We start from the raw sequence: 25,017 nt of genomic DNA, 5'->3' as shown, positions 1-25,017 counted from the left end.
CGTTCGGGGACCGTGAGGTGGTGCGGGGGTGGGACGGGTTCGCGGACCTGGTGCTGGGCGGGCGGTGTGCCGGGTGCGGCCGGCCCGGGGTCACGCTCTGTGGTGGTTGCCGTCGGCTACTGACCGGGACGACTCCGTTCCGTGCCTGGCCGGACCCGAGCCCGCCCGGTCTGGCGCCGCCGACCGCCGCCGCGCCGTACGCCGGGGAGCTCCGCAGCCTGATCCTCGCGCACAAGGAGCACGCGCGGTACGCCCTTGCCAGGCCGCTCGGCCGGCTGCTGGCGGACGTCGTCCGGGCCGCGCTCGGCGACCGGCGGGCGGCGTGGGTGTGTCCGGTGCCGTCGCCGCGGGCAACCGTCCGCCGGCGGGGGCACGACCCGCTCCGGCGGATTACGAAGGCTGCCGTCAGATCCCTGCGCAGACAGGGAATCGACGCCCGGACGGCCGACGCGCTGCGGGTCGTCGGACGCCCCGACGACCAGGCCGGCCTGTCCGCGGAACGCCGTACCGCCAACCTGGACGGGGTTTTCGGAGTGCGTTCGCGCTGGGCTGAAACGCTGATCGATCAACCGGTCCTGCTGGTGGACGACGTGATCACCACCGGATCCACGCTCAGCGAAGCCTGCCGCGCCTTGGAATCCCGGGGAATCCGGGTGCTCGGCTGCGCGGTGCTGGCTGCCACCGCGCGGCGCCACCCGTCTGGTTCATGAGAACTTCCCTACCGGTTTTCGCCGAAGCCGACTAGCGTTGGCCTATGACACCCGCTAGGGCTTGTCGGGCAGTGGAGTGGTGGAGGACCGGATCAGCCGGATTCCTCGCCACCGGGTCCGACGGGTTCGACAGCGGGTGTTCTCGTTTCGGGCACCGTCGATCTGAGCACGGGGGTCCGAACACGTAAAAGAAGTCGCCGATCGATGGAGGTTTCCGTGGACGTCGTTGTCAAGGGTCATCACTGCGAGGTCAGTGACCGCTTCCGGCAGTACGTCGAGGAAAAGCTCGAGCGAATCGAGAAAGTCGATCATCGGGTACTGCGGTGCGAGGTGGAAGTCAGCCAGGAGAAGAACCCGCGACAGCACGATCGGGCGATGCGTGTCGAGCTCACCATGTACACCAAGGGGCCGGTGGTCCGCGCAGAAGCCTGCGGCGAGACCAAGCAGGCGGCGTTCGACGTCTGCCTGGACCGGCTCCGGTCCCAGGTCCGCAAGGCGGCCGACCGGCGCCGGGTGCACCGGGGTGAGCGGACGCCGGAAGGCCTGCGGCACGTGAACGCGAAGCAGCCGGTTGCCGGCACCTCACCTGTAGTGGAGGAACCAGTCGCCGAGGACGAGGTGGCGACACACAAGTACGGATCTCTCACGGTGACCGGCGACGGTCCGCTGGTGATGCGCGAGAAGACCCACACCGCCAAGCCGATGACCCTGGACCAGGCGCTCTACGAGCTCGAACTGGTCGGGCACGACTTCTACCTGTTCGTCGACGCCGACGAGAACCAGCCCAGCGTGGTCTACCGCCGCCGCGGCTACGACTACGGCGTGATCCGGCTGGCCGTCTAGAGCCCGGGAGGAGCACAGCCGAGGGGCCGGGCGGATCAACCGCCCGGCCCCTCGATGTAGGTCTCGCCAGAGGTCAGCCGTCGATCTGCTGCTGCAGCTCCGCCGCGTAGGTCGCGACCTCGGCGTACACGCCCGGGTTGCCGGCGTCCGCGCACCCGACGCCCCAGGACACGACACCGAACAGGCGGCCGTTCAGGACCAGCGGGCCACCGGAGTCGCCCTGGCAGGAGTCCTTGCCGCCCTCCTCGTACCCGGCGCAGATCTCGCCGTCGGCCGTGTAGCCCTCGCTCGCGTACGCCTTCTCGCAGTACGCGTCGCCGAGCACCGGTACGTCGACCTTCTGGAACGTGTCCTCCGGCCCGGTGCCCTCGGTGGCGCCCCAGCCGTACACGACCGAGGCCGCGCCGGCCGCGTCCGCCGCCTTGTCGGTCTCCAGCGCCAGGGTGTCGACACCGTCGAAGGGCGTCGCCAGGGTCATCACGGCGACGTCGTGACCGGGCGACTTGCCGTACTCCGGGTCCACCCAGATGCTGCTGATCTTGGATTCCTTGCCGACGGACTTGTCGGCCAGGTCGTCGCGGCCCTGGATCGCGGTGTACGTCGTCGCCGCCTCCTGGGCGCAGTGTGCCGCGGTGACGATCTTGTTCGCCTTCACCAGCGTCGAGCCGCACCACTCGAGGTTGGGCGACGGTGAGCCGCTGTTGGACAGCTGGATGGCCCACGGGGTGTCCGCGGTGTGGGCGATGGTGCCGCCGACGATCCGGTTCTTGGGTCCGTCGGGCGACTGTGCGGCCGAGGCGGAGCCTGCTACGGCCACCGCACCGAGGGACGCCGCGGTCAGTACGCCGGCTGCCAGGGCAGCACGGATCACCTGCTTCTTTCCTGTCATGCCTCACTCCAGGGTGATAGGGGCCGCACGGGCGGACGGCCTCCTGGCAGGTTCTCCCGAATACCATGCGTAGCGCACCTCCCACTTTCGGTAACTCCGGAGTTATGCCCGGCGGAACTTGTCGGTGGCAGCGGGCAGAATTCCCGCATGACCACACAGGTGCTGTCGACGGCTCAGGCGCGACGGGTCGCGCTGGCGGCGCAGGGGTTCATGGACCCCCGGCCGAAGGGCGTGCCCGACGCGCGGGCGCTGTCCCGGGTGCTCGGCCGGATCGGGCTGATCCAGATCGACTCGGTCAACGTCCTCAGCCGCACGCAGTACCTGCCTCTCTACTCCCGCCTCGGTCCGTATCCGCGTGAGCTGCTGGACCGCGCCGCCGGGAAGGCCCCGCGCCGCCTGGTGGAGTACTGGGCGCACGAGGCGTCGCTGATCCCGGTCGAGACGCATCCGCTGATGCGCTGGCGGATGGCCCGCGCGACGACGGAGGCGTGGGGCGGTCCGCGGTCGATCGCGAAGGAGCGGCCGGACCTGATCCAGCAGGTGCTCGCCGACGTGCGGACCCACGGCCCGCTGACCGCCCGCGAGATCGACGACGACGTCGAGCGGGCGCGGGACAACTGGGGCTGGAACTGGTCCGACGTGAAGCGAGCTCTCGAGTTCCTGTTCTTCGCCGGCGAGATCACCGTCGCCCGTCGCAACCAGCAGTTCGAGCGGCTGTACGACGTGCCCGAGCGGGTCCTGCCCGAGGCGGTGGTCGACACGCCGACGCCGACGCTCGACGAGGCGCATCGCGGGCTGGTGTCGATCGCGGCCCGGGCGCACGGGGTGGCGACAGCCCAGTGCCTGCGGGACTACTTCCGGACCGCGCCCGAGCCGACCCTGCAGGCGATCGCCGAGCTGGTCGAGGAGGGTGAGCTGCTCCCGGTCCAGATCGACGGCTGGAAGCGCCCGGCGTACCTGCACCGGGACGCGCGGCTGCCGCGCCGGGTGAACACCCGGGCCCTGGTCAGCCCGTTCGACTCGCTGGTCTTCGAGCGCACCCGGACCGAGGTCCTCTTCGACTTCCGGTACCGGATCGAGATCTACGTGCCGGCCGAGAAGCGCATCTACGGGTATTACGTGCTCCCGTTCCTGCTCGGGGACAGGCTGGTCGCCCGGGTGGACCTGAAGGCCGACCGCCCCGGCGGCGTGCTGCTCGTCCAGTCGGCGCACGCGGAGCCGAAGGCGCCGGTGGAGACGGCGGACGAGCTGGCCGCGGAGCTGATCCAGCTGGCCGGATGGCTCGGGCTGGACCGGGTCCGGGTGGCGGGCGGCGGTGACCTCTCGCCAGCGCTCAGTGACGCCCTGCGAGGGTCCTGAGGCGATCGCGGGAACTTTCCGGCCCGCCCGGACGTGGGTCCGGTAAGGCCATGACACCCACTGAGGCACGCTGCGGGCGTGGCTTGGCACACCCGGCCCCGTACGATGGGGGACGCACGCCTGCCCGGGAGGGGTCGGCGCGCCCTGTCGGCGTTCGGCCGCAACCCAGGCTTCAGCAGCAAGGAGTGAACTCCCCACCATGAAGGTTGTCGACAAGGTCCTGCGGATCGGCGAGGGCAAGATCCTGCGCCAGCTGCAGGGCATCGCGAAGATGGTCAACTCCATCGAGGACGACTTCGTCAAGATGTCCGACGAGGAGCTGCGCGCGCAGACCGCGGAGTTCAAGGAGCGCCACGAGAACGGGGAGTCCCTCGACGCGCTGCTCCCGGAGGCCTTCGCGGTGGTCCGGGAGGCGGCCAAGCGGACGCTGCACCAGCGGCACTACGACGTCCAGATCATGGGTGGCGCCGCGCTGCACCTGGGCAACATCGCGGAGATGAAGACCGGTGAGGGCAAGACCCTGGTCGGCACCCTCCCGACGTACCTGAACGCGCTGTCCGGCAAGGGCGTGCACGTGGTCACGGTGAACGACTACCTGGCCAAGTACCAGGCCGAGTGGATGGGCCGGGTGTACCACTTCCTCGGCCTCGACTACGGCGTGATCCTGCCGGAGATGTCGCCCGCGGAGCGCCGGATCGCCTACGCCAAGGACATCACCTACGGCACCAACAACGAGTTCGGCTTCGACTACCTGCGCGACAACATGGCGCAGAGCATCGAGGACTGCGTCCAGCGCGAGCACAACTACGCGATCGTGGACGAGGTGGACTCGATCCTGGTCGACGAGGCCCGGACCCCGCTGATCATCTCCGGCCCGGCCGAGGACTCCCAGCGCTGGTACGTCGAGATGGCCCGGATCGCGAACACGCTGAAGGCCTGGACGCTGGCCGACGAGGCCGAGCTGAAGCGGAAGAACCCGCGTGTCACCGACCTGGAGATCGACGAGACCAAGCGCCGGGTCGCCGACTACGACGTCGACGAGAAGAAGCGCACGGTCGCGATCCTCGAGCGCGGCATCGAGAAGGTCGAGGACCGGCTCGGCATCGACAACCTGTACGAGTCGGCCAACACCCCGCTGATCAGCTACCTGAACAACGCGCTGAAGGCCAAGGACCTGTTCCACCGGGACAAGGACTACGTGGTCGTCAACGACGGTGAGGTCCTGATCGTCGACGAGCACACCGGCCGGACCCTGCACGGCCGCCGGTACAACGAGGGCCTGCACCAGGCGATCGAGGCCAAGGAAGGCGTCGAGATCAAGGAGGAGTACCAGACCCTCGCGACGATCACGCTGCAGAACTACTTCCGCCTCTACACCAAGCTGGCCGGCATGACCGGTACGGCGATGACCGAGGCGAACGAGTTCTCCAAGGTCTACAAGCTCGGCGTGGTGCCGATCCCGACCAACAAGCCGATGATCCGGGTCGAGGAGCGCGACCTGATCTACCGCACCGAGGACGCCAAGTTCAACGCGGTGGTCAAGGACATCGTCGAGGTGCACGCGACCGGCCAGCCGATCCTGGTCGGCACCACCTCGGTCGAGAAGTCCGAGCGGTTGTCCCGGCAGCTGCTCAAGGAGAACATCGCGCACGAGGTGCTGAACGCGAAGCAGCACGCGCGCGAGGCCGCGATCGTCGCCGAGGCCGGCCGCAAGGGCGCGGTCACCGTGGCCACGAACATGGCCGGCCGTGGTACCGACATCATCCTCGGCGGCAACCCGGAGTTCCTCGCCGACAAGGAGCTGCGGGCCCGCGGTATCGACCCGGTCGAGGACATCGAGCAGTACGAGGCCGAGTACCCGGCGATGCTCGAGCAGTTCGAGAAGCAGGTCAAGGCGGAGCAGGAGGAGGTTCGCGAACTCGGCGGCCTCTACGTGCTCGGCACCGAGCGGCACGAGTCCCGCCGGATCGACAACCAGCTGCGCGGTCGTGCCGGCCGGCAGGGTGACCCGGGCAAGTCCCGGTTCTACCTGTCGCTGGAGGACGACCTGATGCGGCTGTTCAAGCGCGAGATGGTCGACTGGGCGATGTCGCGGAACAACGACGACAGCCAGCCGCTGGAGAACAAGGTCGTCACCAAGGCGATCGCGTCCGCGCAGGGCCAGGTCGAGGCGCAGAACTTCGAGACCCGGAAGAACATCCTCAAGTACGACGACGTGATGAACCGGCAGCGGCACGTCGTGTACGACGAGCGCCGTCGGGTGCTCGAGGGCGCCGACCTGCGCGACCAGGTGCAGGACATGCTCGAGGAGACCGTCACCGGGTACGTGCAGGGCGCGACCGCGGACGGGTTCGCCGAGGACTGGGACCTGGACGCGCTGTTCACCGCGATGAAGACGCTCTACCAGACCGAGCTCACCGAGGAGGAGCTGATCGAGGAGGCCGGCGGCGAGAAGGCCGGTCTGACCCAGGACTTCCTGGTCGAGCGCTTCCTCGAGGACGCCACCGCGGCGTACGAGCGCCGTGAGGAGCACCTCGGCGAGGAGGCGATGCGTGAGCTGGAGCGTCGCGTCGTGCTGAGCGTGCTGGACCGCAAGTGGCGCGAGCACCTGTACGAGATGGACTACCTGCGCGAGGGCATCGGCCTGCGCGCGATGGCGCAGCGCGACCCGCTGGTCGAGTACCAGCGCGAGGGTTACGACATGTTCGCCGCGATGATGGAGTCCATCAAGGAGGAGTCGGTCGGCTTCATCTTCAACGTCGAGGTCGACGTCGAGGCGATGCGGGCCGAGATGGAGCTCGCGAACGAGGCGGCGCTGGCCGACGAGGACAGCCTCGAGGGCAAGCGGATCCAGGACATCCTCACCCCGGGCGCGCCGGTCGCCGAGTTCGCCGGCCGGACCGCGGACGAGGAGCGGCCGCAGGACACCCCGCGGCCGCGGGACACGCCGCGCCTGCGGGCCAAGGGGCTCACCAACGAGCCGCGGCCGCAGCGCCTGACGTACTCGGCGCCGACCATCGACGGTGACGACGAGGTCGCGATGCACTCCGACGCCGTCGAAGAAGGCAAGCTGGAGTACGCCGGGACGCCGCGCAACGCCGCCTGCCCCTGCGGCTCCGGCAAGAAGTACAAGCGCTGCCACGGCGACCCCCAATCGGACGTCTACAAGTTCTGACGCGGAACCATCGACGGCCGGCCCCCAGGAATGGGGGTCGGCCGTTTCTGCGTGCGCGTGTGGCGCCGGCCATGGCGCGGGATGGTCGGGGTGTGGTGCTCTGGGGGCATGTGGCTGACGGAGCGGTTCGGGCTCGCGGTGCCGGTGGTGGGTGCGCCGATGGCGAACGTGAGCGGCGGGAAGCTGACCGCGGCGATCTCGGCCGCGGGTGGGCTGGGGATGCTCGGGGCCGGGTCGGCGGTGTCGGCTGACTGGATCCGGACCGAGGGCGCGATCGCCGCCGCGGGCGGCAAGCCGTACGGCATCGGGTTGATGGCGTGGTCGGTCGATGACCACCCGGAGCATCTCGAGGCGGTGCTGGAGCTGAAACCGGCGCTGGTCTCGCTGAGCTTCGGCAACTACCAGCCGTACGTCGGTGCGCTGCAGGCTGCCGGGATCGTGGTCGCGACCCAGGCCGGTACCGTGGCCGACGCCCGCGAGGCCGTGGCGGCCGGGGTGGACGTGATCGTTGCCCGGGGCGCCGAAGCGGGCGGCCACGGACGGAACTCCGTGGCCACGCTGCCGTTGCTACAGGCGATCCTCGACCTCACCGACCTTCCGGTGCTCGCCGGCGGCGGGATCTCGGGCCCGCGCGGCCTCGCGGCTGTGCTGGCCGCGGGCGCGTCGGGCGGGTGGATCGGTACGGCGTTCCTCACCTGTGTCGAGGCGCTGACGAAGGAGCCGGTGCGGCAGCGGATCATCGAGGCGGGCGAGACCGACACGGTCTACGGCACGGTGTTCGACGCCGCGTCCCGCGCCGGGTGGCCGGACGAGTTCGGCGGACGCGCGCTTCGCAACACGTACTACGACAGCTGGGAAGGCCGCGAGCAGGAGCTGAAGTCCGACGACGCGGGCCACGCCGAGTACGTGGACGGCACCCGCGCCGCCGACCCGGCCCGCGCGTCGATCTACGCGGGCCAGGGCGTCGGCGCACTGACCGGCCGGCCGACGGCGGCCGAGGTCCTCGACGACTTCGCGACGTACCGCGACTACTTGAGGGCCGCCCTCAGCGACGGGTCCAAGTAGTTGCGGTGAGCAAGCACCATCTCGTCGCACAGCTCCCAGATCCGCTCGACCGGTAGCGCGCCGGCGGTCGCCGGGTCGACCATGAGCGCCTGTCGGACCGCCCGCGGATCCCCGGTCACCGCCGCCTGTACGACCAGCTCGGCAACATTCAGATACGAACGGTTGAGCGCGGCACACTGTGCCGGAAGTTCGCCCACCGCAACCGGCCGGATCCCCGAACCATCCACAGAACAAGGCACTTCCACGACGGCCCCGGACTGCAGATTGCTGATCAACTCGCCACCGGTGGTGTTCGAGACGTTGGCGTAGACCGTTCTCGGGGTCCCGGTCACGATGCTGTGGATGATCTGGGGCGCGTATTCCATCGTGGGTTCGACCTCGACGGGGTCACCTGCCTTGAGGGCCTTGCGGGTGTGTTCGTAGGAGGCAAGGTTGTCGGCGACGATGTCGAGGTAGGTGCCGATCGGTAGCCGGAGGCGCTCGATCTCGGAGGGGTGGCCGAGATACCACGGGACGTACTCCGAGGAGTGCTCGCTCGTCTCTGTCGGGTAGAACCCGAGCCGGCGGTACATGTCCACCCGCACCCGCCGGCGCAGCTCCGGGTCCGCCTCGATCGCCGCGTCCAACCGGTCGTACAGGTTCTCGGCCTCGCGCTCGAACCGCAGCACCCACGACTGGTGGTTCACACCCGCGGCCAGATAGCTGACCTCGTCGTACGGCACGCCGACCAGCTCGGACAGCCCCTGCATCGTCCAGTAGACCGAGTGGCAGAGCCCGACGACGTTGCGGACCCCGAGCGCCTTCAAGTACCAGACGTTCATCACCATCGGGTTGGTGTAGTTGAGCAGCCACGTGTCCGGGCAGACCTCAGCGATGTCCTGCGCGAGCCCGCGCAGGACCGGGAACGTCCGTAGCGCGCGGAACACGCCGCCGACGCCGAGCGTGTCGCCGATCGTCTGCCGGATCCCGAACCGGGCCGGGATCTCGAAGTCGACGTGCGTCGCCGCGTTCATCCCGACCTGCACGATGTTGATGACGTAATCGGCGCCGTCGAGCGCCGCACGCCGCTCCAGATGGGTGGTGATCCGCGGTACGACGCCACGCTCCCGGGCGATGTACGACGCCGCGGCTCCAGCCGTCTCCAGCCGCTCCGGGTCGATGTCGTGCAACGCGATGTGCACGGGACCCAGCTCGAGCCCGAACAGGTCGGCGAGCAGACCCTGCGTGAACACCACGCTGCCCGCCCCGACGAACGCGATCTTGGTCAGGTGCTGCTGCGATTCCGTCATCACGCCACACTCCCGATGGCCAGGTCCCAGTCGGGTTGGGCAGCAGTGCCGCCGGCCGCGCGCGTGGAGAGGGAGCCGCAGGCCGCCGCGATCGCCAGCGCACGCTCGGGTTTCGAGCCGTTGAGTACGGCGGCCACCCAGCCCGCGTCGAAGCTGTCACCCGCGCCGACGGCATCGACGGTGTCGACCTTCAAGGCCGGCGCGGAGACGACCTTGGACCCGTCGTGAGCCAGGGCACCGTCCGCGCCGTTCTTGACGACGACGTGGGTGCCGCGGCGGGCCAGGCGCCGGGCCAGGATGCCGGCGGCGTCCTCGACCGAGTGGTGACCGGTGAGCGCCAGCGCCTCGGCCGCGTTCGGCAGGAAGTAGTCCGTGACGCGCAGGACGGGGTCGAGGACCATGCGGTCCCATCGTCCGGCCGGATCGTCGTTCGGATCCAGCGACGTGGTCGCCTTCGCCGCCTTGGCCTCCTTGAAGATCCCCGCCAGCCCGGCCGCCAACTCCGGCATCAGGTAGAACGACGCGGCATGCACATGCCGCACCGACCGGACGAGGGCCTGCGGCACATCGTCCGCCACGGTTCTGGGCAAACAGCCGGGAGAGGTGAGGATCGCGCGGTCGTCCCCTGACGTGAGGATCGTGGTCAGCGGCGTCGGCAGCGTGTCGTCGACCACCAGCGCGTCGACGTTCACGCCCCGGTCCGCGAGCGACGTACGGACGAAGTCGCCCGCCGGGTCGTCGCCGACGCGGCCCGCGAACGCGACGCGGAGACCGAGCCGGGCCGCGCCGCAGGCCATGATCGACGCGGAGCCGCCGAGCACCAGGGAGCCACCGGGAACGAGGCGCTCCCGCTGGCCGAAGAGGATCGGCTGGTCGACGGGCCCGACGACCACGTCGGGATTCGCGTCGCCGATCACGAGCAGATCGAACATGAGGTCAGCCTTTGAGTCCGGTGGAGGCCAGTGAGCGGATGAACGCCTTCTGGGCCAGGAGGAATCCCAGCAGGACGGGCAGCACGGTGATGACGTTGCCGGCCATCACCGCCGACCACTGGGTGTGGTGCTGTCCCTGGAACGTGGTGAGTCCCAGCTGGAGGGTGTAGGTGGAGTCGCTGTTGATCGCGATCAACGGCCAGGTCAGGTCGTTCCAGGTCGCGAGGAACGTCAGCACGGCGACGGTGCTCAGCGCCGGCCGCGCGAGCGGCAGCACGATCGACACCAGGATCCGCAGCCGTCCGCAGCCGTCCAGCCAGGCTGCCTCCTCGAGCTCGCGGGGGAGCGAGACGAAGAACTGCCGGAACAGGAACACGGACAGCGGTGTCACCAGCGACGGCACGATCAGCGCGCCGAGCGTGTCGATCAGGCCGAGCTGCTTCATCACCAGGAACGTCGGGATCATCGTCAGCTGGAACGGGATCACCATCGTCGCGAGCATCAGCCCGAGTACGAGTTTCGAGCCGGCGAACCGGATCCGCGCGAACGCGTACCCGCCGAGTGAGCCGAGCACCAGGTTCGCGGTCACCGCCACCGCGGACACGACGAAGGAGTTCAGGAACCAGCGCGGGAACAAGGCGTTTCCGAGCACGTACCGGTAGCCGTCCAGCTTGATCCCGTGCGGCCACAGGGCCGGCGGAAAGCGGTTGATCTCGGCGTTGCTCATCACCGAGCTGACCAGCAGCCAGACCAGCGGCAACGCGAACAGCAGCGCCAGTGGCGCGAGGACGAAATGCCAGCCGCTGATGCGCTTCATCGAGCAGCCACCCGCCTCCGGTAGAGCTGCAGGGCGACACCGACCACGAGCAGCGCGACCGCCAGCGTGTACGCCGCCGCGGCGCTGTAGCCGGCCGTGAACGTCTTGAACGCCTTCTCCCAGATGAAGTACACGATGACCGTCGTCGACCCGAGCGGCCCGCCCTTCGTGGTGACGAACACCAGGTCGAACACCTGCAGCGCGTTGATGGTCTGGAACAGCAGCAGGAAGATCGTCACCGGTGTCAGCGCGGGCAGCGTCACATGCCGCAGTACGCCCGAGCGGCCGGCACCGTCGATCCGCGCGGCCTCGACGAGGTCGGTCGAAACCCCTTGCAGGCCGGCGAGATAGACGATCACGCAGAACCCGATGCCGCTCCACAACGAGATCGCGACCAGCAGGTACAGCGCCTGACCCGGGTCGCTGAAGAATCCCTGCGCGGGCAGCCCGACCTTGTGCAGCAGGGAGTTCGCGACCCCGAACTCCGGATCGAGCACGAACGAGAACAGCACGCCCTGCGCCGCCGCGGACACCACGAACGGTACGAACACCAGCGTCCGGTACAGCCCGATCAACGCGATCTTCCGGTCCAGTGCGATCGCGATCGCCAACCCGGCGACCACGCTCAACGGGACGTAGAGCGCCGTGTAGATCAGCGTGTGCGCGACCGCCGACCCGAACGCCGGATCCTTCGCCAGCGCCTGATAGTTCGCCAGCCCGACCCATTCGCTCGGCGACACCAGATCGTTCACCTGGAACGACAGCAGCAGCGACCACACCACTGGCACAACACCGAGGCCGAGGATCAGCACCACCGACGGACTCACGAACGCCCAGCCGGTCGCACCTTCACCCCGCGCCCGCCGCTTGGCCGCCCGGGCCCGCGGATCGACGGTGAACGTCCCGACCACGCTGGCCATCAGCTCGGCACCGCCAGCACCTGGTTGCACTGGTCGACGGCCTGCTTGAGCGCGTCCGCGGGACTCTGCTTGCCCAGCAGGACGGCGGCGATCGCCTCGCCCACGTGCTGCGAGATCTGCGGGTACGTCGGGATCGTCGGCCGCACCTTCGCGGTGTCGAGCGCGGTCACGAACACGTCCAGGCCGTTCGTCGCCGCGGAATGCTTCTTCCATTCAGGCATTTCCGCGGTCGCCTTGGTGATCGGCAGGCTGCCGCCCTTCATGTCCCACTGGAGGTCCTGCGCCGGCTCGGCCAGCCAGGTGACGAACTCGGCGGCCGCCTTCACCTTGGCCTTGCCGTTGTCGAAGATCGTCCAGGTGTCCGGGCCGGAGATCGTGACCGGCTTCCCGGAGTACGACGGCAGCGGGACGACGCCGTAGTCGAGGCCGTTGTCCTTGAGCTCGGGAAGCTGCCAGGGGCCGGTGGCAACCATTCCCATCCGCCCGCCGAGGAAGACCTGGTAGAGCTGCTCGCTACCCGGCTTCGGGTCGACGTACAGCGACTTGTCGGTCCGCAGCCGGTCCAGCGTCTCGAGGGCCTTGGCGCCCACGGAGTCGAAGCCCACCTTCTTGCCGTCGCCGCTGACCACGTCGCCGCCGAGGTCCCAGATCATCGGCCAGATCCGCCAGACGGTGTCCTCGTCGCCGACGCCCGGCCAGCCGGTGCCGAAGACGCCCTTGGCCGGGTTCGTCAGCTGCTTCGCGGCCGTGACGAAGTCGTCCCAGGTCCAGCCGGCTTTCGGCGGAGACACGCCGGCCGCCGCGAACAGCTTCTTGTTGTAGACCACGCACAGCGAGTCCAGCAGAGCCGGTGCCGCGCGGACCTTTCCCTTCACGCTGACCGCGTCCTTCGCGGCCGGCCAGTAGTCGTCGATCTTCAGCTGTCCGGTCAGATCGGCGACCTTGGGGCTCTTGGTCAGGCTGGCGAGGTCCGACCCGAAAATGTACGCGATGTCCGGGTAGGACCCCGCCGCCAGACCGGCGGTGACCTTCTGCAGCATGCTGTCCGCGGTCACGCCGCCACCGCCACCGACCACCTTGATCTTCGGGTGCGACTGGTTGAACGCGGCGATCAGGGAGTCGATCGCGGCCTTGCCGAGATCGACCTGGCCGTGCCACAGGTCCAGGGTCACGACGCCGTCGGGACCGGCGCCCTCGTCGTCGTTCTTGCCGCACGCACCCAGGGTGCCGACGGCCGCGACGGCCGCGGCCGCGCGAAGGACGTCACGACGGGACAGGTTTCGAGCATGCTGAGACATGACGGTCTCCAGAAATGGTGTGCAGGAAGGGAGATTCAGCAGGTCTTGCGGACGTACCCGGGATCGCCCGGGACGGAGACGTCCACATCGCGCTGCACGATCGAGAGCGTGCCGCCGTACTGCGAGCACGCGGTCCGCCGGCCGCTGTCGGTGTACTCGATCACGATCACGTTGTTGCCAAAGGCATCGACATAGTCACCGCACTCGTCGTACTGGCCGCACTCCTCGGCGACCGCGAAGTCCAGGCCGACCGACGTCCGGGAGCCGGCCAGTTCGACCGTGTTCTTCTGGCCGATCGCGAGGCCCTTGCCGTGCGTGTGGGTCGCCAGCAGGGTCAGGTACGCCTTGGCCTGACCGGCGGTGAGCAGGTTCTTGGAGCGGGTGTAGCTGTCGTAGTTGTCCGGCTCGATCGCCCGGTAGCCCTTGGCGGCGCACCCGTCGATCCAGCCGTTGACCTTGGCGGCGATCCGGGTCCGCTTGTCCGCGGTGCGCAGATCGAGCAGCGGTTCGCCCCAGTCCTCGTCGATCACGAGGTTGCCCTTGGCATCGCGGAGGAGCAGGTCGGCGGCCCACTGGCCCTGTTCGCCGGGCTGGACCTGGAAGGCGTTGACGTAGCAGATGTTGTAGAGGCCGGCTGCCGGTGCGGCGGTCCGGTCGCGGGTGACCACCTGGACACCGGCGGGCGGGGCGTACGCGCCGCCGATCTGATAGTCGAACTTCGCGTGCGCCGGCGGCAGCGTGACGGCCGCGTCGGCGGGATGTCGGGTGAGGGTGGAGGCGGCGGCTGTGACGGTGACTGCGAGGGCGGTGGCCGCGGCTGCTGCGAGCAGGCGGCGGGTGAGTCTGGACACGATTGCTCCATCGGTCCCGGGGACGCGACCCCGCCTCGGGTTTCTCACCACCCTGGCGCCGGAAAACCGGACTTCAGGCCGTCGGCCTGGTACCGGCTGGGTGCGTCGCTGCCGACCAGTGAATCCCTCGCCGGCCGCGCCCGTCAAGCGATCGGCTGCAAACGAGTGCGCGGAACCGCCTGCAGATTGCGGTATTGCGCAATGCGCTGGATCTTGACAGCCGTGATTTTAACCGGTTTAAATGCTCTTTAAACCGGTTTAGACGGGAGTCCAGCGTGACGAAACGGCCGACCATCGCGGATGTGGCACGCCGGGCCGGTGTGTCCAAGGGGTCGGTGTCGTTCGCGCTCAACGGGCGGCCGGGGCTGGCGCAGGCGACCGTGGACAAGATCCTCGCGGCCGCCGACGAGCTGGGCTGGCGGCCCAGCAACCGGGCGCGGTCGCTGTCGGTCTCGAAGGCGTTCGCGCTCGGCCTGGTGATCACCCGGGACCCGGCCGTGCTGTCGTCCGACCCGTTCTTCCCGGCGTTCATCGCCGGGGTCGAGAGCGTGCTGTCGACGCAGGGCCAGGCCCTGGTGCTGCAGGTGGTCGCGGACGGCTCGGAGGCCGACGGCTACCGGCGGCTCGCGCAGGACGCCCGAGTGGACGGCGTCTTCCTGTCCGACCTGCGGCACGACGATCCGCGGATCGAGTTGCTGATCGAGCTCGGCCTGCCCGCGGTCACCCTGAACCGTCCGGACGGCGAGTCGCCGTTCCCGGCGGTCACCCTCGACGACCGGCCCGGCACGGTGGCGGTCGTCGAGCACCTGCTCGAGCTCGGGCACACCCGGATCGCGCACGTCGCCGGTCCGCCCGCGTTCGTGCACGCCACCGCCCGGTCGACAGCCTTCGTCGAGACGCTGGCCGGCGCCGGGCTGAAGCCGGTCGCGGTCGAGACCGGCGACTTCACCGCGGCCGGCGGCATCGAGGCGACGCACCGGCTGCTCGCGCTGCCGCAGCCCCCGACCGCGATCGTCTACGCGAACGACCGGATGGCGATCGCCGGTCTCGGCGCCGCCCAGGCCGCCGGCCTGACGGTGCCGGACGACCTGAGCATCGCCGGCTTCGACGACAGCGAGCTCGCCGAGTACGTGCATCCCGGTCTGACCACGGTCCGCGCCGACCCGTTCCGCTTCGGCGAGACGGCGGCCCGGACCCTCAACCGGGTCGTCGACGGCGACACCGACGTCCCCGACGTCGAGCTCCCGCCCGCGGACCTCGTCGTACGTCGCTCCACCGCTGCACCCCCTGCCTAGGAGGAACCCCATGAAGTTGCAAGCTGGACTGCTGGCCGTGGTTCTGGCCGGCTCGCTCGCCGCCTGCGGGAGCGGCGGTGACGGCGCTGGTGACGCCGGCGCCGCGGCCGAGGCCCGCGGCCCGATCACGATCTGGTACTCGAACAACGCCGAGGAAGTGGCCTGGGGCAAGCAGATGGTCGCGGCCTGGAACGCCGGGCACGCCGACCAGAAGGTCACCGCGCAGGAGATCCCGACCGGGAAGTCGTCGGAAGAGGTGATCGGCGCCGCGATCACGGCGGGGAACGCGCCGTGCCTGATCTTCAACACGTCGCCGGCGTCGGTGTCGCAGTTCCAGAAGCAGGGCGGGCTGGTGCCGCTGGACGCGTCGTACATCGAGGAGCGCTCCGGTGACGTCGCCCAGCAGTACAAGTCGCCGGACGGCAAGTACTACCAGCTGCCGTGGAAGTCGAACCCGGTGATGATCTTCTACAACAAGAAGGTGTTCGCGAAGGCCGGTATCACGAACCCGTCGCTGAAGACGTACGACGAGTTCCTCGCGACGTCGCGGAAGATCGTGGCCTCGAAGGCCGCGAAGTTCGCGATCTACCCCGCGCCGAGCAACGAGTTCTACCAGTCCTGGTTCGACTTCTACCCGCTGTACGCGGCCGAGAGCGGCGGCAAGCAACTGGTCGCCGACGGCAAGGCGACGTTCGCGTCCGACGAGGGCAAGAAGGTCGCGCAGTTCTGGCGGACGATGTACGCCGACAAGCTCGCGTCGCCGGAGAAGTACACCGGGGACGCGTTCGTGGACGGGACCGCGGCGATGGCCGTGGTGGGTCCGTGGGCGATCGCGACGTACAAGGGCAAGGTCGACTGGGGCGTCGTGCCGGTGCCGACGTCGTCGGGTCAGGCCGCCGACCAGATCCACACGTTCTCCGACGCCAAGAACGTCGCGATGTACTCGGCCTGCAAGAACCGCGGGACGGCGGCGGACGTGCTGAAGTTCGCGACCAGCAAGGACCAGGACGGCAAGTTCCTGGCCGCCACCGGGCAGATGCCGCTGCGCAAGGACGTCGCGTCGACGTACGCCGACTACTTCGCGAAGAACCCGGACTACAAGACCTTCGCCGACCAGGCCTCGCGCACCGTCGAGGTGCCGAACGTGCCGAACTCGATCACGATCTGGCAGACGTTCCGCGACGCCTACTCCAAGTCGGTGATCTTCGGCCAGCAGGACGTCGGCCAGGCTCTCGACGACGCCGCACAGAAGGTCGACCAACTCGCCAAGCAGTCATGAGGTCGCGTGGTCCGCTCGGCCGGATCCTCGGTGAGCATCCGGCCGGGACCGCGTTCGTCACGCCGTACGTCGTTTTCCTGGCCGCGGTGTTCGCGTATCCGCTCGGGTTCGCGGTCTACATGTCGTTCCACGACTACTTCTTCGCCGCCCCCGGAGCGGTCGTGGACCGGCCGTTCGTCGGGTTCGACAACTACGTGGCGGTGCTGTCGGACCCGGCGGTCCGGCGGGCGTTCGCCAACGTGCTGGTGTTCCTGGTGATCAACGTTCCGCTGACCGTCGTCCTGTCGATCGGGCTGGCGACCGCGCTGAACGCCGCGATCCGGTGGCGGACCTTCTTCCGGGTCTCGTACTACGTCCCGTACGTCACCGCGTCCGTCGCGGTGGTCGGGGTGTGGCTGTTCCTCTTCAACTCCAACGGTCTGGTCAACTCGGTCCTGGGGCCGCTCGCTCCCGATCCGTCCTGGTTGGTGAACTCGAAACTGGCGATGCCGACGGTCGCTGTGTACGTGACCTGGAAACAGCTCGGGTTCTTCATCCTGCTGTACCTGGCCGCCCTGCAGAACGTCTCGAAGGATCTCTACGAGGCCGCGTCGATGGACGGTGCCGGCCGGTGGAAGTCGTTTCTGAACGTGACTGTTCCGGGTGTGCGGCCGGCGACGACGCTGGTGGTGCTGGTCGCGACGGTGACCGGAGCGAATCTGTTCACCGAGCCCTATCTGCTGACCGGAGGCGGCGGACCGGACGGGGCGTCCGCGTCCCCGGTGCTGATCATGTACCAGCGCGGGATCGAGCAAGGGAACCCGGACGTGGGCTCGGCGATCGGGGTGTTGCTGGTGATCGGCGTCCTGCTGGTCGCACTGATCGAACGGCGGTTCGTGGGGCGGGAGGAGGACTGATGAGGCTCAAGTTCGTCGCGTTGCTGATCGGTGCGTTCGTGTTCCTGTTCCCCTTCTACTACATGCTGATCGGCTCCTTGCAGGCCGAACCGGATCCGACGGTTTCCGGAGCATTTCCGGCACCCGGTAACCTGACCGGCCACAACTACGCCGAGATCAACAAGTCCATCCACCTCGGCCGGTCGCTGCTCAACTCCGGCATCTTCACCGGCGGTGTCATCCTCGGCACACTCGTGTTCGGGGTGCTCGCCGGCTACGCGCTGGCGCGGTTGCGGTTCCGCGGCCGCGGGCTCGTGTTCAACCTGATGCTGCTCATCCAAGTGGTGCCGTTCCAGCTGCTGACGATCCCGCTCTACGTATTGATCGTGCGCAGCTACGGGCTGGCCGACAGCTATCTCGGGATGATCCTGCCGTTCCTGATCAACTCGACGGCGGTCTTCGTGTTCCGCCAATATTTCCTGCAGTTGCCGGCCGAGCTCTTCGACGCCGCCCGGATCGACGGCGCGTCGGAGCTCGGCATCCTCTGGCGGGTCGCCGTACCGCTGGTCCGGCCGGCGCTGCTGACCGGTGTGCTGCTCACGTTCATCGGGCCGTGGAACGAGTTCCTGTGGCCGTTCCTGATCACCAAACAGCAGGACCTGCAGCCGCTCGCGGTCTCGCTGTCCAACTACCTGACCACGGTGTCCGCCCGTGCCGCGAACCCGTTCGGCGCCGTCCTCGCGGGTGCCTGCGTGCTCGCCGCGCCCGCGGTGACCCTGTTCATCATCTTCCAGCGCCGGTTCATCTCGACGAACCTGTCGTCCGGCGTCAAAGGCTAGTTCCGCAGTGTCGATTTCTGAAAGGGCTTTCCCCGTGACTGTTCCCTACACCCTTACTCGTGTCGGCGTGCTGATGACGCCCGAGCCGGGCAACGAGCTCGAGGCGGAGGGGGTGCTCAACCCCGCCACCGGGCACACTCCTGACGGCCGGCTGTACCTGCTGCCGCGGCTGGTTGCTGGTGGCAACGTCTCTCGTGTCGGCCTGGCCGAGGTCGAGGTGACGGACGGCGTACCGACCGGCGTCCGGCGCGAAGGCGTCGTGCTCGCACCGGACGAAGGCTGGGAGCGCGGCAAGAACAACGCCGGCGTCGAGGACCCCCGCGTCACGTTCGTCCCGTCGCTCGGCCTGCACGTGATGACCTACGTCGCCTACGGCCCGCTCGGACCGAAGCCGGCCCTGGCGGTGTCGTCGGACCTGCGGGACTGGCGGCGGCTGGGTCCGCTGCACTTCGAGTACCAGCCGGACCTGGACACCGACCTCAACCTGTTCCCGAACAAGGACACCGTTTTCTTTCCCGAGCCGGTGCCGGGGCCGGACGGCGAACCGGCGTACGCGATGCTGCACCGGCCGATGTGGGACCTCGGCTGGTTCCGCGAGGGCGAGGGCGTGCACCTGCCGGCCGGCGTCACCGACGACCGCCCGGGTATCTGGGTGTCGTTCGTGCCGGTGGCGGCGGTCGAGGAGGACCTGCGCAACCTCGTCCACCTGCGGCACCACCGGCTGGTCGCGATGTCGGAGTACCCGTTCGAGGAGCTGAAGATCGGCGCCGGGCCGGCGCCGCTGCGGATCCCCGAAGGCTGGCTGGTGATCCATCACGGCGTCACCGGCGAGCAGCCGGCCGGCTTCGACCCGACGACCCAGAAGGTCTGCTACGCGGCCGGCGCGTTGATCCTCGACGCCGCCGACGTCACCCGGGTGGTTGCCCGCAGCACCGAACCGCTGCTGGTCCCGGAAACCGAGGAGGAAAAAGTCGGAACGGTGGGGAACGTCGTTTTCCCGACCGCGATCGAGGAGGTCGACGGCGTCCGGTACGTCTTCTACGGCATGGCCGACGCCGCGATCGGCGTGGCCCGATTGGATCGCCTGTCATGAACCCGACCCGCCGCACCGTCCTCGGCGGAGCAGTCGCACTGGCTGCAGCCTCGGCAGTCAGCTCACCCGCATCGGCAGTCAGCGCCGCTGGAGCCTCCACTCGTCTCTCGAATCTCGCGCACCTCGACTACCTCCGGACCTCGGTCACACCTCCACCCGCCGTCGGCCACAGCACTTACGGCTCCGGCCCGCTGGGCGTTCTGTGGACGTACGCCGACCGTCAGCCCGACGGCTCGTACCGGCGGATCGGTGGCGGCACCTACGATCCCGCGACCGACACCTACGGCCAGGGCGCCTTCAACGCGGACGACATCGCCCGCGCGGCCGTCGTCTACCTGCGGCACTGGACGTTGTTCCACGAGGCTTCGTCGCTGCAGGCTGCCAGGAACTTGCTGCGTTCCCTCACTTTCCTGCAGTCGCGCAACGGCAACGTCGTCCTCTGGATGCAGCCCGACGGCACCCTCAACCCCAGCGCCGACCCGGTCGAGCTGCCCGACCCGTCCGACTCCGGCCCGTCGTACTGGCTGGCCCGAACGGTCTGGGCGCTAGGGGAGGGATACAGCGTTTTCCGCCGCACCGACCGGGCCTTCGCCAACTTCCTGAAGGACCGTCTCGAGCTCGCGATCGCCGCACTAGAACGCCAGGTCCTGATCCGCTACGGGCAGTACAACCTGGTCGATGGTCACAAGCTCCCCGCCTGGCTGATCGTGAACGGCGCCGACGCCACCTCGGAAGCTGTTCTCGGACTGTCGGCGTACGTCGACGCCGGCGGATCGCCGAGCGCCCGTCGCGCGCTGACGCGCTTCGCCGAAGGCATCGCACAGCTGCAGGCCGGTTCGACCCGCGAATGGCCGTTCCGTGCGCTCCTTCCGTGGGGCGAGTCGATCTCCGACTGGCACGCGTGGGGTGCCCAGATGCCCTCAGCCCTCGCGGCCGCCGCCGCGGCGCTCGGCGATCCAGGGCTGCTCACCGCAGCGATCGGCGACACGGCCGGCTTCACGCCGCTCCTGCTGACGGCGGGCGGCCCCGACAACGGCTGGCTGCCGGTCCCGATCGACCGCACCCAGATCGCGTACGGCGTCGACGCGCGCCTGCAAGCACTGCTGGCGATCGACCGCCCCGGTCAGCAGCACCTCGCCGCCTTCGTCGCGGCCTGGTACTTCGGTGCCAACCGGGCCGGCGAACCGATGTACGACGCGACCACCGGGCGCACGTACGACGGCGTCTCCGGCGACGGCGTGATCAACCGCAACTCCGGCGCCGAGTCGACGATCCACGGTCAACTCTCGATGCTCGCCCTCGACGCCCACCCCGACGTCGCCCGGCTCTCAGGCTCAGCGACGTACGACGGCTTGCACGTCGTCGAGGCTGAGTCGGGCACCGGCGGCACGGTCGTCACTCCGCCCTCGGCCTGGACCGGCGAATCCCAGTGGAGCAACGGCGCCTACCTCTCCCTGGACGACACGGCGACCTGGACGCTGCCGGCGTCGACGCAGCCGCGGCTGGTGCTCCCAGTGGTCAACCTCATCAACACACCCGACCCGGCCAAGACCACCTGGACCAGCGATGGGTTGACCCTTGGCACGCTGACGCATCTCTGCGGCCCACAAGGAATCTCTGCGGCACCTGGTGCTCTCCAACCGCTCACACTGGCCAAACCGCTACCGGCCAACGCGACCACGCTCAGCGCACAAGCGACAGGCACGGCTCAAGTGGACGCAGTGCTTCTGCTTCCGACCATCAGCAGCCTGCGGATCGGCTCGGCGACGCTACTGGTGAGTGTCGACAGCCGTCCGCGGGTAGTCGGTCTCGGCCAGCGGGCCTACACCTACGACGCCGGCGGCCGGCTGATTGCCCGCGGCGCGCCGCTCGTCGTACCGGGTGGGTTCACCGTCGTGCTCGGCTGAGCGCCTCGGCACACCAGTCGGCCAGGAACAGCAGGGCCTGGCCGCGCTGGTGGAACAGGTACCGGCTGTCGACCTGGCGGTGGTAGGCGTTGTGCGTCGCATCCGAGGCCCGGCCGAGCAGGCCGGGGAGCAGCCACGCGTACTTCACGCCCGAGGCCATCACGGCCAGCCTGACGTGGTCCGGGTCGCCACGCCAGCCGGCCTCGTGCAGACCGTCGAGGTAGTTGGCGATGCAGGTCTCGGCGAGCTCGGGCAGCCGCTCGGCCGGCCAGAACAGGTCGAACACCGCGTCCGGGATGTAGTTGCCGATGTCCTCGCCGAGCGCGCCGTCGCCGAGGAACGACCAGTCGAACAGGGCGAGTTCGCCGGACGGCCGCTGGATCACGTTCGAGACCCAGAAGTCGAGGTGGCAGCGGGCCCGCGGGAGGCTCGCCACCAGGCCGAGCAGCGCGTCGCGATGGACCAGCAACCCGGTCCAGGCTTCGCGCAGCTCGGCCGGCCAGGTTTCGCGGATCAACGGCTGCTGCCAGGCGGCGTCGTCGGTCATCAGATGCCACGGCACGTCGCGGGTCGTCGAGTAGTCGCGCAGGAAGCCGGTCGACGTCCATGGCCGCTCCGGCGCGGGGCGGGCCTGCCAGCGACCGCAGGCCCGGGTGAGCGCCGCGTGCTCCGCGAGGCTGAAGTGCGTGCCCGGCGTACCGTCGATGTCTTCCATCAGCAGGACGGCGCCGTCCGGCTGGTCCTCGGTCTGCGCCGCGGGCAGCACCAGTCCGGCGTCGGCGAGCTGTTCGCGGAGTTCGTCGTCGCGATAGACCTCGAGCTCGCGGCGCCAGTAGTTCCAGTGCCGCGGATCGGTCGACGCGGCCCACGGACCGGAGGAGTCGGCGGGCCGCCGGAGCTCCTTGCGTACGGCGGTCCGGCCGTCGGCGTACGTCACCCGTTCGACGTTCGCCGTCACCGCGTTGAGCGGGTTGTGCCGCAACGTCGTCGTACCGACTTCGGTCATGAGGAGCAGTGTGTCAGCCCAGCAGCATCTTCGGTGGCAGACCGGTGAGGGCTCTCACATCGCGGGTGAAATGGGCCTGGTCGGCATACCCGGTGAGGACGGCGACGTCGGCGAGCGGCAGGCCGGTGCGGGCGTGGTCGAGCGCCACATTCATCCACAGCACCCGGTCGAGCATCTTCGGGCCGTAGCCGAACGCGTCCAGGCAGCGGCGGTGCAGCTGCCGCTCGCTCAGGCCGATCGTCCCCGCCAGGCGGGCCACGCCGGCGGTGCCGCGGAGCAGCCCGCCGCGGACGCTGCGCAGCACGTGGGCGGTGAGCCGGTCCGTGGGATCTTCCAGCAGTTTGGCGACCTCGAGGTCGAGCGCCGTCGCCTGATCGGGTGTGGCTCTGATCCGGTCCAGCAGGCGTCTGCTCCGGTTCGGCGACCACAGGTCGGCGAGACGGACCCGCTGATTCAGCAACTCATGAGCCGGTACGCCGAGGAAGCCCGGCGCGGCGCCCGGCGCGAACCGGATCCCGGCGTACCGCGTGCCGCGCGGGGCAGAGCCCGTCCAGGCGCGGCTGTCCGGGCCGGCCACGATCAGGTCGTCGTCCATCAGCAGCAGGTCCATACAGCCGTCGGGAAGGATCCGGTACTCACCGCCTTCGGCCGTCCGTGTCCACAGGTCGGCGCCGGCGATGCGCGCGGGGCGCTCCCGGTACGGCTCGACGGCCACAGTCACCTCTCCAGTCTGCTACGCGCCGCCGACAGTTTGCCGATGTCCGTGTTCGGGCATGAGGGGTGCTGTGACGCGTCGTGACGATCTGTCAGGGGTTCCGCTGCTCGGGCGCACGATCGCGCCCGAGGGGTCCGGTCTGGTGCTCGCCGAGTGGGAGGCCGCGGGCCGTACGTCGGACGCCGTGGCGTGGCAGGCGCCGCTGCACGTCCACCACACCGACGACGAGGCCTGGTACGTGCTGTCGGGGACGATGCGGATGCGGATCGACGGCGAGGACTACGACGTACCGGCCGGATCCGGGATCGTCGGGCCGCGCGGCGTGCCGCACACGTTCGGCAACCCGGGCGAGGAGCCGGCGCGGTACGTGCTGGTGATGTCGGCGACCACGCACGCGATGCTGCGCGAGCTGCACGGCGGGTTCTCCGGCGACGTGGCGGCGCTGTTCGAGCAATACGGGTGCTCGCTGCTCGGGTGATCAGCGCGGGAGGACGACGTCCAGCACCGGTACGTCGACCGGCAGATACTTGACCAGGGCAACGTTCTCGCGGATCAGCTCGTCGCGGACCGCCGTCCCCGTGCGCCGGTCGACGACGGTCCGCCAGATCTGGTTCCGGCGGAAGTACTCGGCGCCGACGCGCAGGAACCGCTCGTCCTTGGCGAACACCCGGTACGACGACTCCGCCGGGACGTCGGCCAGGATCTCGCCCTCGAGGTAGCGGTCGCCGACGCCGACCCGCAACTGGAACGTCTGGTCGGTGTCGTTGCGGAACTGCAGATCCACGTAGTTGTAGACGATGCTGCAGCCCACGCCCCACGGCAGCACCCGGCCGTTGTCCGGGAACGGGTCGAAGCTGTGCGTGGATCGCTGCGTCACGGTCAACGGCGAATGCAGGACCATCCAGTGCAGCAGGTTCGCGAGCTGGCAGATGCCGCCGCCGATCCCCGGCTTGGCCTGGCCGTTCGACAGCCGCATCCCTTTCAGATAGCCCTTGCGACGGGTCGCGTTGCCGACCACCTTGTTGAACGAGAACGTCTCGCCGGGGCGGATCAGCAGCCCGTCGATCTGCGCGCAGGCGAGTTTCAGATTCGCCACCTTGTTGTGCTGCATCCACATCTCGGTCTCCCCGAGCTGTCGCAGCAGCAACGACTTGTGCCGCTTGATGCGCACCGGCAGGTTGGTCGGCTCGTGCGTAGCGGAGTACGGCGTACTGGACGTCAGCCACTGCAGGCGTTTGACGGCGCGGTGGTAGCGCACGGCCAGCGGGTACAGGAGGCGGATGCGTTCACTCCAGCGCCGCCGTCGTACCGCTGGGAGGATGCGGGCCTGCTCGGCCACACTCAACTCCCGCACACCGACCTGCCACGCCGGCGCGGCAGTTGTGCTCTTCGACATCCTCGTTCCCCCGAACCCTGACGACCCCGGCCACCGTACGACGCCGGTACCGCAACCAGATGACAGAACCACCACAATCGAATTGCGCCCGGTATGACGCCCACACCGAACCAGGAGTTCGCTCCGCCGGGGTGTGGGTGTCAACGGAGTCCGAGGGCGGCGCGCACCTGGCGGTTTGGTTGGGGTTGGAGTGTGGGTTGGGTTCGGGCTGGTGTGGGTCTGGTGGTTGGGCGGGTTGGGTGTGGCTTGGGTTCGCGGGGGTGGTGTGGACCTGGGGGGCTCGTCGGTTCGCGGGGCTGGGGGTGTCAGTCGAGTCCGACGTGGTGCAGACCAAGTGGTCTCGCCGGTTCACCGAGCAGAGTCTCAGCCGAGTTCGACGGCCGCGCAGACCCCGCGGTGTCGCCGGTCCGGCGAGGCAGAGTCTCAGTCGAATTCGAGGGCGGTGCAGAGGCTGTGGTCTTGCC

General features: G+C 69.1%; 22 protein-coding genes. 12 read left to right on the top strand and 10 right to left on the bottom strand.

Features of this window, described 5'->3' with window-relative positions; translation table 11 throughout:
* Nucleotides 1–20 precede the first annotated feature (20 nt).
* Both ABZW60_RS02810 and raiA read left to right on the top strand, forming a co-directional pair.
* Entirely contained in the window at nucleotides 21–710 is a 690-nt protein-coding gene (locus ABZW60_RS02810) for a phosphoribosyltransferase family protein (RefSeq protein WP_355473352.1), read from the top strand.
* 216 nt (nucleotides 711–926) lie between these two features.
* Nucleotides 927–1,553, top strand: a complete 627-nt coding sequence (gene raiA, locus ABZW60_RS02805; RefSeq protein ID WP_355473351.1) for a ribosome-associated translation inhibitor RaiA — start codon at nucleotides 927–929, stop codon at nucleotides 1,551–1,553.
* Nucleotides 1,554–1,626: 73 nt separating this feature from the next.
* Here raiA and ABZW60_RS02800 read toward each other — a convergent pair whose 3' ends face one another.
* Complete coding sequence (locus ABZW60_RS02800) at nucleotides 1,627–2,442, bottom strand: serine protease (RefSeq protein WP_355473349.1); 816 nt, start codon at nucleotides 2,440–2,442, stop codon at nucleotides 1,627–1,629.
* Nucleotides 2,443–2,589: 147 nt separating this feature from the next.
* Between ABZW60_RS02800 and ABZW60_RS02795 the strand changes: the two genes are divergently transcribed.
* The 3 genes from ABZW60_RS02795 to ABZW60_RS02785 all read left to right on the top strand — a co-directional run bounded on the left by ABZW60_RS02795 (nucleotide 2,590) and on the right by ABZW60_RS02785 (nucleotide 8,041).
* A complete protein-coding gene (locus ABZW60_RS02795) occupies nucleotides 2,590–3,801 on the top strand; it encodes a crosslink repair DNA glycosylase YcaQ family protein (protein ID WP_355473347.1) in 1,212 nt (403 codons plus the stop codon).
* Between the two features lie 199 nt (nucleotides 3,802–4,000).
* The gene (gene secA, locus ABZW60_RS02790; RefSeq protein WP_355473345.1) at nucleotides 4,001–6,976 is read left to right on the top strand and encodes a preprotein translocase subunit SecA; all 2,976 of its coding nucleotides are present in this window, start codon (nucleotides 4,001–4,003) and stop codon (nucleotides 6,974–6,976) included.
* A 108-nt stretch (nucleotides 6,977–7,084) separates the two neighbouring features.
* Nucleotides 7,085–8,041 carry a nitronate monooxygenase gene (locus tag ABZW60_RS02785; protein ID WP_355473344.1) on the top strand — a complete coding sequence of 319 codons (957 nt, stop codon included), beginning with the start codon at nucleotides 7,085–7,087 and terminating at the stop codon, nucleotides 8,039–8,041.
* Here ABZW60_RS02785 and ABZW60_RS02780 read toward each other — a convergent pair.
* From ABZW60_RS02780 to ABZW60_RS02755, 6 genes are read right to left on the bottom strand one after another with little or no spacing between them, the layout of a single operon-like run.
* Complete coding sequence (locus ABZW60_RS02780) at nucleotides 8,005–9,330, bottom strand: alpha-glucosidase/alpha-galactosidase (RefSeq protein WP_355473343.1); 1,326 nt, start codon at nucleotides 9,328–9,330, stop codon at nucleotides 8,005–8,007. The two genes, ABZW60_RS02785 and ABZW60_RS02780, sit on opposite strands and share 37 nt — an antisense overlap.
* Nucleotides 9,330–10,262, bottom strand: a complete 933-nt coding sequence (locus ABZW60_RS02775; protein WP_355473341.1) for a carbohydrate kinase family protein — start codon at nucleotides 10,260–10,262, stop codon at nucleotides 9,330–9,332. The genes ABZW60_RS02780 and ABZW60_RS02775 overlap by 1 nt, the downstream gene beginning before the upstream one ends.
* 4 nt (nucleotides 10,263–10,266) lie before the next feature.
* Nucleotides 10,267–11,079 (bottom strand): carbohydrate ABC transporter permease, encoded by an 813-nt coding sequence (locus tag ABZW60_RS02770; protein WP_355473339.1) that lies wholly within the window; start codon nucleotides 11,077–11,079, stop codon nucleotides 10,267–10,269.
* On the bottom strand, nucleotides 11,076–11,999 hold the full coding sequence (locus ABZW60_RS02765) for a sugar ABC transporter permease (protein WP_355473337.1): 924 nt from the start codon (nucleotides 11,997–11,999) through the stop codon (nucleotides 11,076–11,078). Before ABZW60_RS02765 ends, ABZW60_RS02770 begins: the two co-directional genes overlap by 4 nt.
* Nucleotides 11,999–13,297, bottom strand: coding sequence for an ABC transporter substrate-binding protein (locus tag ABZW60_RS02760; protein WP_355473335.1), 1,299 nt, complete (start codon nucleotides 13,295–13,297; stop codon nucleotides 11,999–12,001). The genes ABZW60_RS02765 and ABZW60_RS02760 overlap by 1 nt, the downstream gene beginning before the upstream one ends.
* A gap of 35 nt (nucleotides 13,298–13,332) precedes the next feature.
* Nucleotides 13,333–14,148 (bottom strand): endo alpha-1,4 polygalactosaminidase, encoded by an 816-nt coding sequence (locus tag ABZW60_RS02755; protein WP_355473334.1) that lies wholly within the window; start codon nucleotides 14,146–14,148, stop codon nucleotides 13,333–13,335.
* A gap of 275 nt (nucleotides 14,149–14,423) precedes the next feature.
* On the opposite strand from ABZW60_RS02755, the gene ABZW60_RS02750 reads away from it, so the two are divergent.
* Genes ABZW60_RS02750 through ABZW60_RS02725 form a run of 6 tightly spaced genes read left to right on the top strand, consistent with a single transcriptional unit; the run spans nucleotide 14,424 to nucleotide 21,436 of the window.
* Nucleotides 14,424–15,443, top strand: coding sequence for a LacI family DNA-binding transcriptional regulator (locus ABZW60_RS02750; protein ID WP_355473332.1), 1,020 nt, complete (start codon nucleotides 14,424–14,426; stop codon nucleotides 15,441–15,443).
* Between the two features lie 10 nt (nucleotides 15,444–15,453).
* Nucleotides 15,454–16,722 carry an extracellular solute-binding protein gene (locus ABZW60_RS02745; protein ID WP_355473330.1) on the top strand — a complete coding sequence of 423 codons (1,269 nt, stop codon included), beginning with the start codon at nucleotides 15,454–15,456 and terminating at the stop codon, nucleotides 16,720–16,722.
* Nucleotides 16,719–17,618 carry a sugar ABC transporter permease gene (locus ABZW60_RS02740; protein WP_355473328.1) on the top strand — a complete coding sequence of 300 codons (900 nt, stop codon included), beginning with the start codon at nucleotides 16,719–16,721 and terminating at the stop codon, nucleotides 17,616–17,618. The genes ABZW60_RS02745 and ABZW60_RS02740 overlap by 4 nt, the downstream gene beginning before the upstream one ends.
* Nucleotides 17,618–18,436, top strand: coding sequence for a carbohydrate ABC transporter permease (locus ABZW60_RS02735; protein ID WP_355473326.1), 819 nt, complete (start codon nucleotides 17,618–17,620; stop codon nucleotides 18,434–18,436). Before ABZW60_RS02740 ends, ABZW60_RS02735 begins: the two co-directional genes overlap by 1 nt.
* A gap of 34 nt (nucleotides 18,437–18,470) precedes the next feature.
* Nucleotides 18,471–19,529 carry a glycosidase gene (locus ABZW60_RS02730; RefSeq protein WP_355473324.1) on the top strand — a complete coding sequence of 353 codons (1,059 nt, stop codon included), beginning with the start codon at nucleotides 18,471–18,473 and terminating at the stop codon, nucleotides 19,527–19,529.
* Entirely contained in the window at nucleotides 19,526–21,436 is a 1,911-nt protein-coding gene (locus tag ABZW60_RS02725; RefSeq protein ID WP_355473322.1) for a hypothetical protein, read from the top strand. The genes ABZW60_RS02730 and ABZW60_RS02725 overlap by 4 nt, the downstream gene beginning before the upstream one ends.
* On the opposite strand, the gene ABZW60_RS02720 is transcribed toward ABZW60_RS02725, so the two are convergent.
* Together ABZW60_RS02720 and ABZW60_RS02715 are read right to left on the bottom strand one after the other, a co-directional pair.
* Complete coding sequence (locus ABZW60_RS02720; protein ID WP_355473320.1) at nucleotides 21,417–22,442, bottom strand: aminoglycoside phosphotransferase; 1,026 nt, start codon at nucleotides 22,440–22,442, stop codon at nucleotides 21,417–21,419. The two genes, ABZW60_RS02725 and ABZW60_RS02720, sit on opposite strands and share 20 nt — an antisense overlap.
* A gap of 13 nt (nucleotides 22,443–22,455) precedes the next feature.
* Nucleotides 22,456–23,163, bottom strand: a complete 708-nt coding sequence (locus ABZW60_RS02715) for a helix-turn-helix domain-containing protein (protein WP_355473318.1) — start codon at nucleotides 23,161–23,163, stop codon at nucleotides 22,456–22,458.
* 64 nt (nucleotides 23,164–23,227) lie between these two features.
* Here ABZW60_RS02715 and ABZW60_RS02710 point away from each other — a divergent pair, with 64 nt between their 5' ends.
* Entirely contained in the window at nucleotides 23,228–23,635 is a 408-nt protein-coding gene (locus ABZW60_RS02710; protein ID WP_355473316.1) for a cupin domain-containing protein, read from the top strand.
* On the opposite strand, the gene ABZW60_RS02705 is transcribed toward ABZW60_RS02710, so the two are convergent.
* Nucleotides 23,636–24,553 carry a VanW family protein gene (locus tag ABZW60_RS02705; RefSeq protein ID WP_355473314.1) on the bottom strand — a complete coding sequence of 306 codons (918 nt, stop codon included), beginning with the start codon at nucleotides 24,551–24,553 and terminating at the stop codon, nucleotides 23,636–23,638.
* Between the last annotated feature and the right edge of the window lie 464 nt (nucleotides 24,554–25,017).

The sequence above is a fragment of the Kribbella sp. NPDC003557 genome (assembly GCF_040610805.1).
Lineage (GTDB): Bacteria > Actinomycetota > Actinomycetes > Propionibacteriales > Kribbellaceae > Kribbella.
This window is presented reverse-complemented; position numbering and strand designations above follow the sequence as displayed.

What these genes read in the sequence shown, in the direction of transcription:
- ABZW60_RS02800 (WP_355473349.1), bottom strand. Translation starts at nt 2,442, where the DNA reads ATGACAGGAAAGAAGCAGGTGATCCGTGCTGCCCTGGCAGCCGGCGTA.
- ABZW60_RS02795 (WP_355473347.1), top strand. Translation starts at nt 2,590, where the DNA reads ATGACCACACAGGTGCTGTCGACGGCTCAGGCGCGACGGGTCGCGCTG.
- secA (WP_355473345.1), top strand. Translation starts at nt 4,001, where the DNA reads ATGAAGGTTGTCGACAAGGTCCTGCGGATCGGCGAGGGCAAGATCCTG.
- ABZW60_RS02785 (WP_355473344.1), top strand. Translation starts at nt 7,085, where the DNA reads ATGTGGCTGACGGAGCGGTTCGGGCTCGCGGTGCCGGTGGTGGGTGCG.
- ABZW60_RS02780 (WP_355473343.1), bottom strand. Translation starts at nt 9,330, where the DNA reads ATGACGGAATCGCAGCAGCACCTGACCAAGATCGCGTTCGTCGGGGCG.
- ABZW60_RS02775 (WP_355473341.1), bottom strand. Translation starts at nt 10,262, where the DNA reads ATGTTCGATCTGCTCGTGATCGGCGACGCGAATCCCGACGTGGTCGTC.
- ABZW60_RS02770 (WP_355473339.1), bottom strand. Translation starts at nt 11,079, where the DNA reads ATGAAGCGCATCAGCGGCTGGCATTTCGTCCTCGCGCCACTGGCGCTG.
- ABZW60_RS02765 (WP_355473337.1), bottom strand. Translation starts at nt 11,999, where the DNA reads ATGGCCAGCGTGGTCGGGACGTTCACCGTCGATCCGCGGGCCCGGGCG.
- ABZW60_RS02760 (WP_355473335.1), bottom strand. Translation starts at nt 13,297, where the DNA reads ATGTCTCAGCATGCTCGAAACCTGTCCCGTCGTGACGTCCTTCGCGCG.
- ABZW60_RS02745 (WP_355473330.1), top strand. Translation starts at nt 15,454, where the DNA reads ATGAAGTTGCAAGCTGGACTGCTGGCCGTGGTTCTGGCCGGCTCGCTC.
- ABZW60_RS02740 (WP_355473328.1), top strand. Translation starts at nt 16,719, where the DNA reads ATGAGGTCGCGTGGTCCGCTCGGCCGGATCCTCGGTGAGCATCCGGCC.
- ABZW60_RS02735 (WP_355473326.1), top strand. Translation starts at nt 17,618, where the DNA reads ATGAGGCTCAAGTTCGTCGCGTTGCTGATCGGTGCGTTCGTGTTCCTG.
- ABZW60_RS02725 (WP_355473322.1), top strand. Translation starts at nt 19,526, where the DNA reads ATGAACCCGACCCGCCGCACCGTCCTCGGCGGAGCAGTCGCACTGGCT.
- ABZW60_RS02720 (WP_355473320.1), bottom strand. Translation starts at nt 22,442, where the DNA reads ATGACCGAAGTCGGTACGACGACGTTGCGGCACAACCCGCTCAACGCG.
- ABZW60_RS02705 (WP_355473314.1), bottom strand. Translation starts at nt 24,553, where the DNA reads ATGTCGAAGAGCACAACTGCCGCGCCGGCGTGGCAGGTCGGTGTGCGG.